The organism is Methylobacterium sp. (genome assembly GCF_028290105.1).
In the GTDB taxonomy this organism is placed as follows: Bacteria; Pseudomonadota; Alphaproteobacteria; order Rhizobiales; family Beijerinckiaceae; genus Methylobacterium.
Genome location: NZ_JAQGKL010000187.1, coordinates 15,644 through 30,379, shown reverse-complemented (window position 1 = coordinate 30,379; position 14,736 = coordinate 15,644). Strand labels below are relative to the sequence as shown.

The window sequence follows — 14,736 nt, the reverse complement described above, 5'->3', positions numbered from 1 at the left end:
CCAATCGGACAGCACTGTGTCGATCAGGTCTCCGGAACGTTGCGGGCGAGTTCGTCGAGCCAGGGCCGGGCGCTGCCATCGGAGGGCGCGCGCCAGTCCCCGCGCGGGGACAGGGAGCCTCCCGCCGAGACCTTCGGGCCGTTGGGCAGGGCCGAGCGCTTGAACTGGCTGAAGCCGAAGAAGCGCTTGAGGAAGACTTCGAGCCAGCGCCGGATCTCGGGCAGGTCGTAGGCGCCGCGCTCGCGCTCGGGGAAGTCCGGTGGCCAGGCCCCGCGCGCCGCGTCGCCCCAGGCCCGGAGGGCCAGGAAGGCGATCTTCGAGGGCGGGAAGCCGTAGCGCAGCGTATAGAACAGGGTGAAGTCCTGGAGCGCGTAGGGTCCGATCACGGCCTGCGTGCTCTGGGGCGTGGCGCCCGCCGCCACCGGCACGAGTTCGGGCGAGATCTCGGTGTCGAGGATCGCTCCGAGCGTCGCGCCGACCTCCGGCGCGAACTGGCCCGTGCCGATGACCCAGCGGATGAGGTGCTGGATCAGGGTCTTTGGCACCCCCGCATTGACGCCGTAATGGCTCATCTGGTCGCCGACGCCGTAGGTGCACCAGCCGAGCGCCAGTTCCGAGAGGTCGCCGGTGCCGATGACGATAGCGCCGTTCTGGTTGGCCAGCCGGAACAGGTAGTCGGTGCGCAGGCCCGCCTGCACGTTCTCGAAGGTGACGTCGTAGACCGGCTCGCCCCGTCCGAACGGGTGCTCCATCGCGGTGAGCATCACGCCCGCGGTCTCGCGGATGTCGATCTCGCGGGCGGTGGTGCCGAGGGCGTCCATCAGCGCGTGGGCGTTGGCCTTGGTGCCCTCCGAGGTGGCAAAGCCCGGCAGCGTGTAGGCCAGGATGTTGGCGCGCGGCAGCCCGAGCCGATCCATCGCTTTGGCCACCACGATCAGGGCGTGGGTGGAATCGAGGCCGCCGGAGACGCCGATGACCACCTTCCGGGTGCCCGTCGCCTCCAGGCGCTGGGCGAGGCCCGCCACCTGGATGTTGTAGGCCTCGTAGCAATCCTGCGCGAGGCGGCCCGGATCGGCGGGCACGAAGGGGAAGCGCTCGACCCGGCGTATCAGGCCGAGATCGCCGGCCGGGGGATCGAGCCGGAAGGGGACGCGGCGATAGGTGCGGGCCTGTCCGCGCCCGGAATCGTCGAAGCTGCCCATCTGGAGGCGCTCCTGCGCCAGGAGCCCGAGGTCGATGTCGGCGAGCGTCATCACGGGCTCGTCGGGGAAGCGCGGTCCTTCCGCGAGGCGCACGCCGTTCTCGTCGATGCTGGTCTGCCCGTCCCAGGACAGGTCGGTGGTGGATTCGCCCACACCCGCCGCCGCGTAGACGTAGGCGCACAGGCAGCGCATCGAGGCCGCGCGGGTGAGCATGGCGCGGGATTCCGCCCGGCCCACCGTGATCGGGCTCCCCGAGAGGTTGGCGAGCACCGTGGCGCCGGCGAGCGCCGCCTCGGTGCCGGGGGAGGCGGGCACCCAGAGATCCTCGCAGACCTCGATGCCGAGCACGAGGCCCGGCAGGTCTTGCGCCTGGAACAACAGATCGGTGCCGAAGGGCGCGTCCAGGCCCGCCACACGGATCGTCTCGCCCGTGATCCCGGCCCCGGAGGCGAAGTGGCGCTTCTCGTAGAATTCCCGGTAGTTCGGCAGGAAGCTCTTGGGGATCACCCCGAGCAGGCGGCCGCGGTGGATGGCGAGCGCGCAATTGTAGAGCCGGTGGCCCCAGCGCAGGGGCGCGCCGACGACGAGGACGGGCTGGAGCGAGGCCGAGTCCGCGACGAGCCGGGCGACCGCTGCCTCCACCGCGTCGAGCACCGTGACCTGCAGGAACAGGTCCTCGACGGCGTAGGCCGAGACGCAGAGTTCGGGAAACACCGCCAGGGCGGCGCCGGCCGCGTCGCAGGACCGGGCGAGGTCGAGGATCGCCTGCGCGTTGCGGGCGGGGTCCGCCGGGTGGCTGCGGGTGGTGCAGGCGGCCACCCGGGCGAAGCCGTGCCGGTAGAGGGAGTGGAAGTTCGGATCGCGCGGGGGCGGGGCCGAGGCTGGCGCGGGCGCCGAGGGGTTGGACAAGGGGCGGGGCTCCGGGCTGATCGCAGGCGCACCTTAACCCCTGGCGCCATCCGCCTCCAGCGCAAGGGTTCACGGCAAGGGTTCAGCGCAAGGGTTCAGGGCAAAGGTTCAGGGCAGGGGGCCCGCAAATGGCGCGCCGGGCGCGGGATCCGGTCAAGCGTCTGTTAACGACGATGCCGCTAACTCTTGGCCGAACCGCGCCGCTCCCGGCGGCGGACCCGTTTTGAGTACATCCGGCCAATCATGCGCGCATCGGGACGGCTCCCCTACTCCCATCGTGATCCTTCGCGCCCCGTTCGCGGCGGCGACCGCCTCGGCCTGTCGATCGGCGCCCTCGCGCATCGGTTGATGAACCTGCGGGCCACCCTCTCCCGGCGCCTCGGGGGCTCCCCCCAGAGGCCGGACTACACGGTCGCCGCCACCCGCCCGGCCCCGAGCTGGATGACGAGTCCGCAGACCCTTGTCGGCAGGGGCGAAGTCGGGCGTGGCGAAGTCGGGCGTGGCGAAGTCGGACGTGGCGAAGTCGGGCTTGCCTTCCGGCCGGCCCCGGCGATCCAGGCCTGGCCCGCCCAGGTCTTCGACGACCGCGCCACCCTCGACATGATCCCGGCCCGCGCCGTGGCGGCCCGGCACGACGACGCATTCCTGGAGGGCGAGACGCCCGTCCCGCGCGTGCTGCTGCGGACGCCCCGCCGGCCTGCCGCGATCATGCCCGAGGCCGGTCAGGCCCCGGCCTATCCCGCCACGCCGGCGATGCCGGAGCCGGGCCCGGCCGTGCGCTACACCCGCACCCCCGATCCGGTCCTGCACGAGCGGCGCCAGCGCGCCCTGGACGCCGAGCGTGCCGCCCGCGCGCAGGCCCATGCGGACGCCGAGGCCGAAGCGCTTCGCCTCCAGGCCGATCAGGATGCGGTCCGCGCCGACATCGAGGCCCGTGAGCGCGCCGCGCAGGAGGCGCAGGCCCAGGCCGAGGTTCAGGCAGCGCAGGTGCCCGAGCCCCTGTGGCGCCAGCCCTTCGTCGCCCCCCCCGGCGTGCGCTTCTTCCGCAGCCCCGACCGCCGCCAGAGCCGCCCCGCGACCGAGGTTCCCCTGCCCGCGACCGAGGCGCCCCTGCCCGTGTCCGAGCCTGCGGAAATGGTGGCCGAGATCGCCGTTCCCGACGATCGCGACTGGTCGGACGTGCCGGACTGGTCCGAGGTCCATGCCTGGTTCGACGGCCGCGACGGCGCCGCCCTCGATGCCTGGTCGGCGATCCAGGCCGAATCCGCGCCGCTGCCGGCGTTCCAGGACGAGCCCGGGATCGTGGTGACGGACGCCGTCGCGGGCGTGGCCCCCGAGCCGGCCCGCCTGACCGCTCCGGCCTACCGCCTGGAGCACCTGGTCCGGTTCGAGCCCTTCGGCCCGCCCCGCCCCGTCGAGGGCCAGGACAACGCGCTGCCCGCGCCGGTCCGTTCGGCGCCGCTCCATGCCATGGCGGCGCGCGCGGCGATCCGCGCCGGCCGGCCGACGTCCCAGATCGCGGTGCAGCCCCTGCCCACCGCCGAGGCCGCGCTTCCGGCCCCCTCCCCTGCCCTGCCGGAGGCGACGCACTTCGTACCGGTCGCGCCCTTCGTGCCGGTTCCCTTCGCCCCGGAACCCCGCGCCCAGGCCCCCCGCGCGGACGCACCGGCCTTCGTGCCGGCCGCGATCCCGGCGCGCACGGTGCTGCTGCGCAACCCCAAGGGCGCGCCGAGCGCCGAGCCCGAGGCGCCGGTCGCGGCGCCGGAGCCCGAAATCGCCGAACTCGCGGTGATCGAGGTGGCGCCGGAGGCTCCGGCCACCGTGCCCACCGCCATCATGCCTTCCGTCAATATGCCGCGCGCGATCCTGCCCGAGCGCCCGCTCCTCATCCCGGCCGGCCGGCACATGCCGATGTCGCTCGTGGAGAACGCGGATTACGAGCACCCCTCCCTCGAACTCCTGGCCGAGCCGCCCCTGAACGAGACGGAGGAGGTCGATGCCGACGTGCTGGAGCAGAACGCCCTCAACCTCCAGCAGACGGTGCAGGATTTCGGCGTGCGCGGCGACATCCTCGCGGTACGCCCCGGCCCGGTGGTGACGCTCTACGAGCTGGAGCCCGCCCCCGGCACCAAGTCGAGCCGCGTGATTTCGCTGTCCGACGACATCGCCCGCTCGATGTCGGCGATCTCGGCCCGCGTCGCCGTGGTCCCCGGCCGCAACGTCATCGGCATCGAACTGCCCAACGACACCCGCGAGACGGTGTACCTGCGCGAACTCCTGGCCTCGGCCGATTTCGGCATGAGCAAGCACAAGCTCGCCCTGTGTCTCGGCAAGAACATCGGCGGCGAGCCGATCATCGCCGATCTCGCCAAGATGCCCCACCTGCTGGTGGCGGGCACCACGGGCTCTGGCAAGTCGGTGGCCATCAACACGATGATCCTGTCGCTCCTCTACCGGATGAAGCCGGAGGAGTGCCGCCTGATCATGGTCGATCCGAAGATGCTGGAGCTGTCGGTCTACGACGGCATCCCGCACCTGCTCTCCCCCGTCGTGATCGACCCGAAGAAGGCGGTGATCGCCCTCAAATGGGCCGTGCGCGAGATGGAGGAGCGCTACAAGAAGATGTCGAAGATCGCCGTGCGCAACATCGACGGGTACAACGCGCGCATGGCGGAAGCCCGGGCCAAGGGCGAGGTCATCACCCGCGAGGTCCATACCGGCTTCAACCGCGAGACCGGACAGGCCGTCTACGAGACGGAGGAGATGGACCTCTCGGCCCTGCCCTACATCGTGATCGTGGTCGACGAGATGGCCGACCTGATGATGGTGGCGGGGAAAGACATCGAGGGCGCGATCCAGCGTCTGGCCCAGATGGCGCGGGCCGCCGGCATCCACCTGATCATGGCGACGCAGCGTCCCTCGGTCGACGTGATCACGGGCACGATCAAGGCGAATTTCCCGACCCGGATCAGCTTCCAGGTCACGAGCAAGATCGACAGCCGCACGATTCTCGGCGAGATGGGCGCCGAGCAGCTTCTCGGCCAGGGCGACATGCTGTTCATGGCGGGCGGCGGGCGCACGACCCGCGTGCACGGGCCGTTCTGCTCGGATTCGGAAGTCGAGAGCGTGGTCGCCCACCTCAAGCGCCAGGGCCGGCCCTCGTATCTCGAGGCCGTCACGGCGGACGATGGCAGCGGCGACGAGAAGCCGGCCAAGGGCTCGAAGGCGGACAAGGCCGACCGGGCCGAGAAGGCCCAGGCCGCCGAGATCGAGGACCTCGACGCCCCGATCTTCGACGCCGGGGCCTATGCGGGCAGCGGCGGGATCGACCCCGGCGCCGAGCTCTACGACCAGGCGGTGCAGGTGGTGATGCGCGACCGCAAGGCCTCGACGAGCTACATCCAGCGCCGTCTGCAGATCGGCTACAACCGCGCCGCCTCGATCATGGAGCGGATGGAGATGGAGGGCATCGTCGGCCCGGCCAACCACGCCGGCAAGCGCGAGATCCTGATGGAGGGCGGTCACGCCGCCTCCGGCATGATGTACGACGACGATTGAGCCTCCCGGCCGCGACCCGCGGCGGGCCCCCTCCTTCCAGGCGAGGGGCCCGTCGCGGACCATCGATCCGGCCTCATGGACCGGCGCTCCGCGAGGTTCACGCCCACCCGTCGCATATTCGCCACAGGGCGGGCTTCTAAGCGGGCACCACCCGCACCGTTCGAACCGCTTCAGGAGAGCGTCCCGATGATCGGCCGCCGTCACCGCCTCGCCGCCGGTCCGCTGCTCGTCCTGGCGGCGGGCCTCGCCCTGCCGCAGCCGGCCTCCGCCCAGGTCTCCTCGTTCCTCGACGGCCTGTTCGGCCGCAAGGAGCAGCCGGCCCCCGCCCCCGAGCCGGAGCCCGCCCCGGCGGCCCCGCCCGCCGCGCCGAAGAAGCCCGTGGCCCAGGCGCCCAAGCCGGCCAAGTCTGCGACCGACAAGTCTGCCGCCGACAAGACCGCGACGGACAAGGCTTCCGCGCCGAAGTCGCCGGACGCGAAGGCGGCCGCCAAGGCGCCGGATGCGCAAAAGAACCCCGCCAAGGTCGCGGCGGTCGGCGCGCCCGCCGCCGCCCTCGGGGCGGAGGCGGACGACGCCACCGTGCTCGCGCAGGCCAACGCCTACTTCAACGGCATCACGACGCTCACCGGCAGCTTCGTCCAGATCGGCCCGGACGGGCGGCGCATCGGCGGCAAGATCACGTTGGCCAAGCCCGGGCGCCTGCGCTTCGACTACGACCAGCCCTCGCCGCTCGAGATCGTGGCGGACGGCACCTCGGTGGCGGTCAAGGACCGCAAGCTCGGCACCCAGGACCTCTACTTCATCTCGCAGACGCCCCTGAAATTCCTGCTGCGCGAAAAGATCGATCTGGCCAAGGATCTCACCGTCAACGACGTGTCGAACGATCCGGGCGGGGTGCGGATCTCGATGGAGGATCGCGCGACGCTCGGCGGCACCTCGAAGATCCAGCTGTTCTTCGACGCCGAGGTGAAGACCCTGAGCCAGTGGCGGATCACCGACCCGCAGGGCTACCAGACCACCGTGCAGCTCTCGAACCTGCAGAAGGGCCGCGCCGTCGAGGGCGGGGCGTTCTTCATCAATTACGGCCGCGCCGAGGACAAGGCGGCCGAACGCCAGATCCGCGCGCAGTAGCGCAGCGTTTCCCGGCCCGACCTTGTCGGGCCGGTGCCGATGCGGCAAAGCGTCGGGCTCGCTTCACGACGAGCCGAGCCATGCACGACATCCGCGCCATCCGCGAGAATCCGGACGCCTTCGACGACGCCCTGCGCCGGCGCGGGCTGGCGCCGCTCTCGGCCGAGCTCGTCGCCCTGGACGACGCGCGCAAATCCGCGATCTCGGCGGCCCAAGCCAACCAGGAGCGCCGCAATGCCCTCGCCAAGGAGATCGGCGGCGCCAAGAAGGCGAAGGACGAGGCCCGGGCGCAAGGTCTGATGGCCGAGGTCGCGCGCCTGAAGGACGAGGCGCCGGCGCTGGACGCGGCTCAAGCAGAAGCCGCCCAGGTCCTCGACGAACGCCTCGCCGCGATCCCGAACCGCCCGAACCCGGACGTGCCCGAGGGCGCCGACGAGCACGGCAACGTCGAGTATCGCCAGTTCAAGGCCCACCGGCCGCAACTCGCCACGGGCAAGCAGCATTTCGAGATCGGCGAGGCTTCGGGCCTGATGGATTTCGAGGCCGCCGCGCGCATGTCCGGCGCGCGCTTCGTGGTGCTGAAAGGCCAGCTCGCCCGGCTGGAGCGGGCGCTCGGCCAGTTCATGCTCGACCTGCATACGGGCGAGCACGGCTACACGGAGGTGGCGCCGCCGATCCTCGTGCGCGACGAGGCGATGTTCGGCACCGCGCAGCTGCCGAAGTTTCGCGACGACCAGTTTCAGGCGGGCGAGCACTGGCTCATCCCCACGGCGGAAGTCCCCCTCACCAACCTCGTGCGCGAGTCGATCCTGCGCGAGGAGGAACTCCCCTTGCGCTTCACCGCCCTCACCCCGTGCTTTCGCGCCGAGGCCGGCTCGGCGGGGCGGGACACCCGCGGCATGCTGCGCCAGCACCAGTTCAACAAGGTCGAGCTCGTCTCGATCACCACGCCGGAGCAGTCGGCGCAGGAGCACGAGCGCATGCTCGGCTCGGCCGAGGCGGTGCTGAAGAAGCTCGACCTGCCCTACCGGATCATGACGCTCTGCACCGGCGACATGGGCTTCGCCTCCCAGAAGACCTACGACATTGAGGTCTGGATGCCGGGCCAGGAGACCTTCCGCGAGATCTCGTCCTGCTCGGTCTGCGGCGACTTCCAGGCGCGGCGGATGAACGCGCGCGTCCGGGCCAAGGATGGCAAGGCGGTGAATTTCGTCCACACCCTCAACGGCTCGGGTGTCGCGGTCGGCCGCGCGCTCATCGCCGTGATGGAGAACTACCAGAACCCGGATGGCAGCGTCACGGTGCCGTCGGTGCTCAAGGCCTATATGGGCGGGATCGACCGGATCGAGGGATTGAAGAGCTGATGCGCATTCTCGTCACCAACGACGACGGCATCCACGCGCCGGGGCTCGAGACCCTCGTGGGCATCGCCAGCGCCCTCTCGGACGACGTCTGGGTGGTGGCGCCCGAGACCGACCAGTCCGGCGTCTCGCACTCGCTCTCCCTGAACGACCCCTTGCGCCTGCGGGAGGTCTCCGAGAAGCGCTTCGCCGTGAAGGGCACGCCCTCCGACTGCGTGATCATGGGGGTGCGCCACATCCTCAAGGACCATGGGCCGGACCTCGTGCTCTCGGGCGTCAACCGGGGCCAGAACGTCGCCGAGGACGTGACCTATTCGGGCACCATCGCGGCGGCGATGGAGGGCACGATCCTCAACGTGCGCTCGATCGCCCTGAGCCAGGCCTACGGGGCGGGTGGGCGCGGCGCCATCAAGTGGAACTGCGCCGCCGAGCACGGGCCGGGTGTCGTCCGAAAAATCCTGGAGATCGGGATCGAGCCCGGCATCGTCGTCAACGTGAACTTTCCCGATTGCGAGCCGGGGGAGGTCCAGGGCGTTGCGGTGGCGGCGCAGGGGTTCCGCAACCAGGCGCTGCTCGCCATCGACGCGCGCCAGGACGGGCGCGGCAACCCGTATTTCTGGCTCGCCTTCGCCAAGGCGACGTTCCAGCCCGGCCACGGCACCGACCTCAAGGCCATCGCCGAGAAGCGCATCTCGGTGACCCCCTTGCGCCTCGACCTCACCGACGAGCCGAGCCTGACCCGCTTCGCGCAAGGGTTTTCGGCGTAAGCCCACGCCCGTCTCGACGCGCGAAGGGCGGTCGGATCCAGCCATGACGACCGAGAACTCGATCGAGGATGCCGCCTTCGTCATGGCCCTTCGGGGCCGGGGCGTGCGCGACACCGACACCCTGCGGGCGATGGAGCGGGTGCCGCGCGAGCGCTTCGCGCCGGCGCCCCACCGCGACCTCGCCCGGCGCGATCTCGCGCTGCCCCTCCCCTGCGGCCAGACCATGACGGCGCCCACCACGGTCGCGGGCATGCTGACGGCGCTCGCCGTGCGCCCGGGCGCCCGCATCCTCGAAATCGGCACGGGCTCCGGCTACGTCACCGCCCTGCTGATCCGCCTCGGCGCCCGCCACGTCCACAGCGTCGAGCGCTACGCCACGCTTGCCGAGGACGCGCGCAACAACCTCGTGCCGGAGGACCGGCCGCTCGCCGGGATCGTCCTCGGCGACGGGCTCGACGCGGGGACGCTGGCGCAGGCCGAGCCCTTCGACCGCATCCTCCTCAACGGCACGGTGGCGGTGATTCCCGATCACCTCGCCCGGCTGCTGGCACCCGGCGGCCGCCTGGTGGCCCCCGTCGGCGGCCCGGAGGCGGCCGCGCTCCTGACCCTGGTCCGGCGTGCCGACGGCAGTCTCGAGGCGCGCCCCGGCGTGCCCCTGCGTCTCGCCCCCCTCACCCCCGGCCGTGCCCGCGTCCTGTAGGTCACAGGCGGGCCGAGCAAGGTTTCCGCGACGCTGTTCGTGGCGCAAACGTGGTGAATCGGAACGGTCCCTTAACCTGAATCCGCTTTGAATGACGTCATCAAGTTGCGTCAGGCAAACAGGTGCGTCGATGCGGGTTCGCGGGACTGGTCGAGGGTTGAGGACGCTGTCGCGCTTCGCGCTCATCGGCGTGATTGGGGGCGGTGCGGCCGCTTGTTCTTCGGATGCGTCCCGATTGGGCGATCCCTTCGGGAACCCCTTCGCGTCGAATATTTCGAGCGAGCCATCCGCCACGGGCAGTCTGCCCGACGGCGAGATCGCTCCGGCGCCGGTGGTGCGCACCAGCCGCATCCAGTCCCAGGCGCTCGGCGCCCCGGGCGTCGCGATGTCGCCGCGCCCCATGGCCGCCGCGCCCGTCCCGGCCCGGCCCCAGACGAGCCGCCTCGCCTCCACCGAGCCGGTCTCGGGCGGCATGGCGTCCGGCGGCGGGGTCTCGGGCATGAACCCGGATGCCGGCCGCGGCATGACCACCCGCGCGGTGCCGCTCGCCCCCGCCCCGAAGGCGATCGACCGCGCCGCCGAGAAGCGCGCCGCCGATGCCCGCCGCGAGGCCGAGGCCCGCGAGGCGGCCGAGGCGAAGCGGGAGGCCGAGGCCGCCAAGCTCGCGGAGGCCCACAAGCTCGCCGAGGCCAGGAAGGCGTCCGAGAAGGCCGCGAATGCCGGCAAGCTCGCCGAGGCGAAGAAGCTGGTCGAGGCCCGCAAGGTCGCCGAGGCCAAGGCGGAGAAGGCCGCCGCGGATGCCAGGAAGGCGCATGTCCGCCCCGGCCAGGCCGTGGCCAAGGTCGAGGACAAGCCGGTCCGCAAAATCGAGATCAAGGAAGCCAAGGCCGAGGCGAAGGCCGACACGTCCAAGGTGGACGCGGCCAAGGCCGAGGCCGCCAAGAAGGCTGAAGCGTCCCGGAAGGCCGCCGACGCCGAGGCCAAGCTCGCCAAGGCGGACGCCGCAAAGGACGCCGCCCGCAAGGTTGCCGAGGCGAAGGCCGCCGAGGCCACGGCCAAGGAAGCCGCCAAGGAATCGGCTAAGGCGCCCGTGAAGGTCGCGTCCGTCGAGGCGCCGAAGGCCGAACCCGCGACCACGAGTTCGGTGGCCGCCGAGCAGTCCTTCCGCTGGCCCGCCAAGGGCCGGGTGATCTCGGGCTACGGCTCGTCCGGCAACGAGGGCATCAACATCTCGGTGCCCGAGGGCACGGCGGTGAAGGCCGCCGAGGACGGCACCGTGGCCTATGCGGGCTCTGACGTGAAGGGCTATGGCAAGCTCGTCCTGGTGCGCCACACCAACGGCTACGTCTCGGCCTACGCTCACAATGGCGAACTCGACGTCCGCCCCGGCGAGAAGGTCAAGCGCGGCCAGACCATCGCGAAGTCCGGCGCCTCCGGCAACGTGACCTCGCCCCAGCTCCACTTCGAGATCCGCAAGGGCGCGACCCCGGTCGACCCGATGCCGCACCTCGCCAGCAACTGATTTCATCGTCACCGACGACACGGCACGGCGGCCCCTCGGGGCCGCCGTTTCCGTTTGCGTGCACCGCCGCGCGTCAGCGCCCGGTGCGCACCCGCGTCCAGCTGCGGGTGACGAAGCGCTGGGTGCGGTCGTCCCAGGCGGTGTTGCTGGAGAGGCGCTGCATCGTCGCCTCGTCCGGGTAGATGCCGGTATTGGCCAGGATCTCGGGCTTCACGAACTTCTTGGCCGCGCCGTTGCCGCTGGCATAGGAGACGAAGTTGGTGTTGGCCGCCGCCACCTCGGGCCGCATCATGTAGTCGAGGAAGGCGTGGGCTTCGGCCGCGTGGGGGGCGTCCTTGGGGATCGCGAGGGCGTCGAACCACATCAGCGCACCCTCGCGCGGGACCACATAGGCGATCTCGATGCCGTTCTTGGCCTCATCGGCGCGTTTTTTCGCCTGCATCACGTCGCCGGAATAGCCCACCGCGAGGCACAGATCGCCGTTGGCGAGCCCGTTGATGTATTCCGAGGAGTGGAACTTGCGCACCGAGCCCCGCACCTTGAACAGGGCGTCGGTGACCTGGGTGATGTCGTCCCAGCGCTTGGAATCCGGCTTGAAGCCGTAGAACGGCAGCATGCTGGGGATCAGGTCCTCGGGCGAATCGAGCAGCATCACCCCGCAATCCTTGAGCTTGGCCATCAGGCCCGGAGTGAGGACGAGGCTCCACGTGTTGAGGGGCTGGCCGGCGCCCAGGCGCTCGCGCACGAGGCCGAGATTCACGCCGATGCCGGTGGTGCCCCACATGTAGTCCACGGCGTAGGTGTTGCCGGGGTCGTAGGTGGCCAGCCGCGCCGCGATCTCCGGCCAGGCATGGACGAGGTTGGGGACCTTCGCCTTGTCGAGGGGCTGGAACACGCCCGCCCGGATCAGCCGCTGCAGGAACGGTCCCGAGGGCGCCACCACGTCGTAGCCCGAGCGCCCGGCGAGCAGCTTCGTCTCCAGGATCTCGTTGTTGTCGTAGGTGTCGTAGACGACCTTGATGCCGGTTTCCTTCGTGAAGGCCTCCAGCACCTTGGGGTCGATGTAGTCCGACCAGTTGTAGATGTTGACGACGCGCTCGCCCTTCGGCGCGGAGCCTTGCGCCCGCGCCGAAGGGCCGAGCACCAGGGCGGCGAGCGCCCCGGCGATCAGCCCCCCGGACAGGAGGGCGCGGCGGGTGCCGGCCCCCATCATGCCTTTGCGTGTCCTCATGCCGTGGCGTGTCCCTTGGCCGCCACCACCACGATCTCGACCCGGTATTCGGGGGCGGCGAGCTTGGCCTCCACCGTGGCGCGGGCCGGCGGGTTGTCCTTGGCCACCCAGGCGTCCCAGGCCGCGTTCATCTCGGCGAAGGTGGCGATGTCGGCCAGATAGATGGTGGCGGTGAGGATGCGGCTCTTGTCGGTGCCGGCGGCCGCCAGCAGGCGGTCGATCTCGCCGAGGATCTCCTGCGTCTGCGCGGTGACGCCGGCGCCCACCACGGTGCCGGCGACCTGGCCCGCGAGGTAGACCATGTCGCCGTAGGTGACGGCCTGGCTCATGCGCGGACCGGATTCGAAGCGCTGGATCGTCATGGTCGGGAATCGTGCCTTGTCGCGGGCCGGATCGGGCGCCCCCATGGCGCCCGGGCTCGGGGCAAGCGTTGTGCCGCGCCGAAGCCCCAACCGTAAAGGGGGACGGGTTCCCGTGTTCCCGGACGGCGATCGTTCGGGTGCCACGCGACAAAGTCGCCTCTTGCAGCGCAACTCATCCCACGGATGCGGCGTTCTCCCCGCAGGCGCAAAGGCCAAGGCTACAAGGCCGGCCGGTTCGGCCACGTTCGAGGATCAGCTCATGGGTATCATCTGGACCATCATCATCGGCTTCGTCGCCGGTCTCATCGCCAAGTTCATCATGCCGGGTAACAACGAGCCGTCGGGCTTCATTCTCACGACGATCCTCGGCATCATCGGCGCCTTCGTCGCCACCTTCCTCGGCCAGGCGCTCGGCTGGTACGGACCGAACCAGGGCGCGGGCCTCATCGGCGCCGTCGTCGGTGCCATCGTCGTGCTGGCGATCTACGGCTTCATCCAGGGCCGCCGCTCGACCACCGTTCTCTGAAGGTCGGACACGGTCCGGACCTGACGAAGAAGGGCGCCTCGTCGAGGCGCCCTTTTTTATTGCTTTCGATGATCGAAACGCCCGATGCCGGAGGGCACCGGGCTTGGCCCGGATCAGGCGTCGTGCGTCACGGCCTTCACGGCGCAGTGGCCGGTGGCGCCGCGGATCGCCAGGCCGGCACCGACCACGAGGGCGGCGAGGCTCAGCCACTTGTTGGGGCGCGGCTGCGCGGCGGCGGCGGCGATGCCGAGCCCGAGCACCACCGAGACGGCGCGTTCCGTGGTGGTCAGGTTCGGGGTTCCGCTGAAGATGTCCTGGATCATCGCATTGGCCATGGCTGGCGTCTCCTATGCTGCGTCGCGGGGCGAACGCGGCGGAGGTGAGGGCGTTCCACGGTGCCGAGCGGATGCGGTGCTGCGCGGCACGCGCAGATCCACCCCTTAGCACCTACCGCTCGTTCGGCAGCCGGACCTTGACGTTGGCCCCCTGCTCTGGCGCGGCCGGCGCCTCTCCGCCCCAGCGCGTCGCCTCGATCCGCACCGTGCCCCAGCCGGTGGCCACCGAGATGGAGACGGGCAGCAGGAGCGTGCCGTCGAGGATCGGCGCGAAGCGCACGCGCAGGTCGTCGTTCTCGGCCATGCGGCGGACGTTGGCGCCTTGCGCCCGGTGTCCCGAGACCGGCACCCAGCGCACCCGGCAATCCAGGGCCGGGCCGCGATAGGCACCCTCCGTGACCTCGACCACGCTCCCGCGCGACAGCATCAGGTCGGCCCGCATCGCCCCGTCGAAGACGGCGATGCGCCGGTCGCAGAGGGCCGCCTCCAGGGCGGAGGTCTTCAGGGAAATCGTCAGCATGGTCAGGGGGTCGACCACGCCGATCAGGTCGTCCGGCGCCACGGGGACGCGGTCCGGGCGCGGCGTCGGGGGCGGCTCGACCATGGTGCTGCGCACGCGCCCGCCGGCAAGCTCCAGCGAAACGGCGACCGGCTTGCCGGCATAGCGGCTGTCGACCCGGAACGTGGCCGCCCCGCCGCGCGCGGTCGACCCCGCGACCGTGGCCTTGCCCGCGCCGTCGAGGAAGAAGCCCGCCAGCCCGCGCAGGCCCGCCTCGAGTTCGAGGGCGTAGCGCTCGCCCGCCCGCTCGACGGCGAGCGTCGCCTCCCCGACCCGCAGGTTCAGGAAGCTCAGGCCGTAGGCGACGGTGAAGCGGCGCGTGGGCGCGTCCCCGGCGGCGTTCGCGGCGGGAGCGCCGGACAGGAGCCCGACGAGCGCCAGCGCCACGGGCATCCCGCGCCTGCGACCGGACACCACCCTCATGCCTGACCTCGCCGCGTGTGACGCCGGAAGCCGGGGCGGCCGCCCCGGCTCATCATGTCCTGCACCCGGCAGGCTCCGTTCCAGAACGCGCTTGTCATATCAGCGTCGGGTCCGCCACCTATGAGCGCTTCGGCACCCCGCGCGACGAGA

Annotated in this window: 12 protein-coding genes; 7 read left to right on the top strand and 5 right to left on the bottom strand. The window is 71.1% G+C overall.

Annotation, left to right across the window (positions count from 1 at the left end):
- Nucleotides 1–23: 23 nt before the first annotated feature.
- Nucleotides 24–2,111 carry an NAD(+) synthase gene (locus tag JWQ05_RS13355; protein ID WP_299658955.1) on the bottom strand — a complete coding sequence of 696 codons (2,088 nt, stop codon included), beginning with the start codon at nt 2,109–2,111 and terminating at the stop codon, nt 24–26.
- Nucleotides 2,112–2,459: 348 nt separating this feature from the next.
- On the opposite strand from JWQ05_RS13355, the gene JWQ05_RS13350 reads away from it, so the two are divergent.
- The 6 genes from JWQ05_RS13350 (at nt 2,460) to JWQ05_RS13325 (ending at nt 11,150) form a co-directional block, all read left to right on the top strand.
- Nucleotides 2,460–5,669 carry a DNA translocase FtsK gene (locus JWQ05_RS13350; protein WP_299658997.1) on the top strand — a complete coding sequence of 1,070 codons (3,210 nt, stop codon included), beginning with the start codon at nt 2,460–2,462 and terminating at the stop codon, nt 5,667–5,669.
- 186 nt (nt 5,670–5,855) lie between these two features.
- On the top strand, nt 5,856–6,800 hold the full coding sequence (locus JWQ05_RS13345) for an outer membrane lipoprotein carrier protein LolA (protein WP_299658953.1): 945 nt from the start codon (nt 5,856–5,858) through the stop codon (nt 6,798–6,800).
- An 80-nt stretch (nt 6,801–6,880) separates the two neighbouring features.
- Nucleotides 6,881–8,164 carry a serine--tRNA ligase gene (serS, locus tag JWQ05_RS13340; protein WP_299658951.1) on the top strand — a complete coding sequence of 428 codons (1,284 nt, stop codon included), beginning with the start codon at nt 6,881–6,883 and terminating at the stop codon, nt 8,162–8,164.
- Nucleotides 8,164–8,928: a 5'/3'-nucleotidase SurE gene (gene surE, locus JWQ05_RS13335; protein WP_299658949.1), complete on the top strand. Its 765-nt coding sequence runs from the start codon at nt 8,164–8,166 to the stop codon at nt 8,926–8,928. The genes serS and surE overlap by 1 nt, the downstream gene beginning before the upstream one ends.
- A gap of 43 nt (nt 8,929–8,971) precedes the next feature.
- The gene (locus JWQ05_RS13330) at nt 8,972–9,628 is read left to right on the top strand and encodes a protein-L-isoaspartate O-methyltransferase (protein WP_299658947.1); all 657 of its coding nucleotides are present in this window, start codon (nt 8,972–8,974) and stop codon (nt 9,626–9,628) included.
- Nucleotides 9,629–9,758: 130 nt separating this feature from the next.
- Nucleotides 9,759–11,150: a peptidoglycan DD-metalloendopeptidase family protein gene (locus JWQ05_RS13325; protein WP_299658945.1), complete on the top strand. Its 1,392-nt coding sequence runs from the start codon at nt 9,759–9,761 to the stop codon at nt 11,148–11,150.
- 73 nt (nt 11,151–11,223) lie between these two features.
- Here JWQ05_RS13325 and JWQ05_RS13320 read toward each other — a convergent pair whose 3' ends face one another.
- Complete coding sequence (locus JWQ05_RS13320) at nt 11,224–12,381, bottom strand: polyamine ABC transporter substrate-binding protein (RefSeq protein ID WP_299658943.1); 1,158 nt, start codon at nt 12,379–12,381, stop codon at nt 11,224–11,226.
- Entirely contained in the window at nt 12,378–12,743 is a 366-nt protein-coding gene (locus tag JWQ05_RS13315; protein ID WP_299658995.1) for a RidA family protein, read from the bottom strand. Before JWQ05_RS13315 ends, JWQ05_RS13320 begins: the two co-directional genes overlap by 4 nt.
- Before the next feature lie 259 nt (nt 12,744–13,002).
- Here JWQ05_RS13315 and JWQ05_RS13310 point away from each other — a divergent pair, with 259 nt between their 5' ends.
- Nucleotides 13,003–13,269 (top strand): GlsB/YeaQ/YmgE family stress response membrane protein, encoded by a 267-nt coding sequence (locus tag JWQ05_RS13310; RefSeq protein WP_299658941.1) that lies wholly within the window; start codon nt 13,003–13,005, stop codon nt 13,267–13,269.
- 113 nt (nt 13,270–13,382) lie between these two features.
- On the opposite strand, the gene JWQ05_RS13305 is transcribed toward JWQ05_RS13310, so the two are convergent.
- A complete protein-coding gene (locus JWQ05_RS13305) occupies nt 13,383–13,604 on the bottom strand; it encodes a DUF2892 domain-containing protein (RefSeq protein WP_299658939.1) in 222 nt (73 codons plus the stop codon).
- 112 nt (nt 13,605–13,716) lie between these two features.
- Nucleotides 13,717–14,586, bottom strand: coding sequence for a DUF3108 domain-containing protein (locus JWQ05_RS13300; RefSeq protein ID WP_299658937.1), 870 nt, complete (start codon nt 14,584–14,586; stop codon nt 13,717–13,719).
- Nucleotides 14,587–14,736: the final 150 nt, after the last annotated feature.

Coding starts and splice junctions, on each gene's coding strand:
- JWQ05_RS13350 (WP_299658997.1), top strand. CDS start 2,460: ATGAACCTGCGGGCCACCCTCTCCCGGCGCCTCGGGGGCTCCCCCCAG.
- JWQ05_RS13345 (WP_299658953.1), top strand. CDS start 5,856: ATGATCGGCCGCCGTCACCGCCTCGCCGCCGGTCCGCTGCTCGTCCTG.
- serS (WP_299658951.1), top strand. CDS start 6,881: ATGCACGACATCCGCGCCATCCGCGAGAATCCGGACGCCTTCGACGAC.
- surE (WP_299658949.1), top strand. CDS start 8,164: ATGCGCATTCTCGTCACCAACGACGACGGCATCCACGCGCCGGGGCTC.
- JWQ05_RS13330 (WP_299658947.1), top strand. CDS start 8,972: ATGACGACCGAGAACTCGATCGAGGATGCCGCCTTCGTCATGGCCCTT.
- JWQ05_RS13325 (WP_299658945.1), top strand. CDS start 9,759: ATGCGGGTTCGCGGGACTGGTCGAGGGTTGAGGACGCTGTCGCGCTTC.
- JWQ05_RS13320 (WP_299658943.1), bottom strand. CDS start 12,381: ATGAGGACACGCAAAGGCATGATGGGGGCCGGCACCCGCCGCGCCCTC.
- JWQ05_RS13315 (WP_299658995.1), bottom strand. CDS start 12,743: ATGACGATCCAGCGCTTCGAATCCGGTCCGCGCATGAGCCAGGCCGTC.
- JWQ05_RS13310 (WP_299658941.1), top strand. CDS start 13,003: ATGGGTATCATCTGGACCATCATCATCGGCTTCGTCGCCGGTCTCATC.
- JWQ05_RS13305 (WP_299658939.1), bottom strand. CDS start 13,604: ATGGCCAATGCGATGATCCAGGACATCTTCAGCGGAACCCCGAACCTG.
- JWQ05_RS13300 (WP_299658937.1), bottom strand. CDS start 14,586: ATGAGGGTGGTGTCCGGTCGCAGGCGCGGGATGCCCGTGGCGCTGGCG.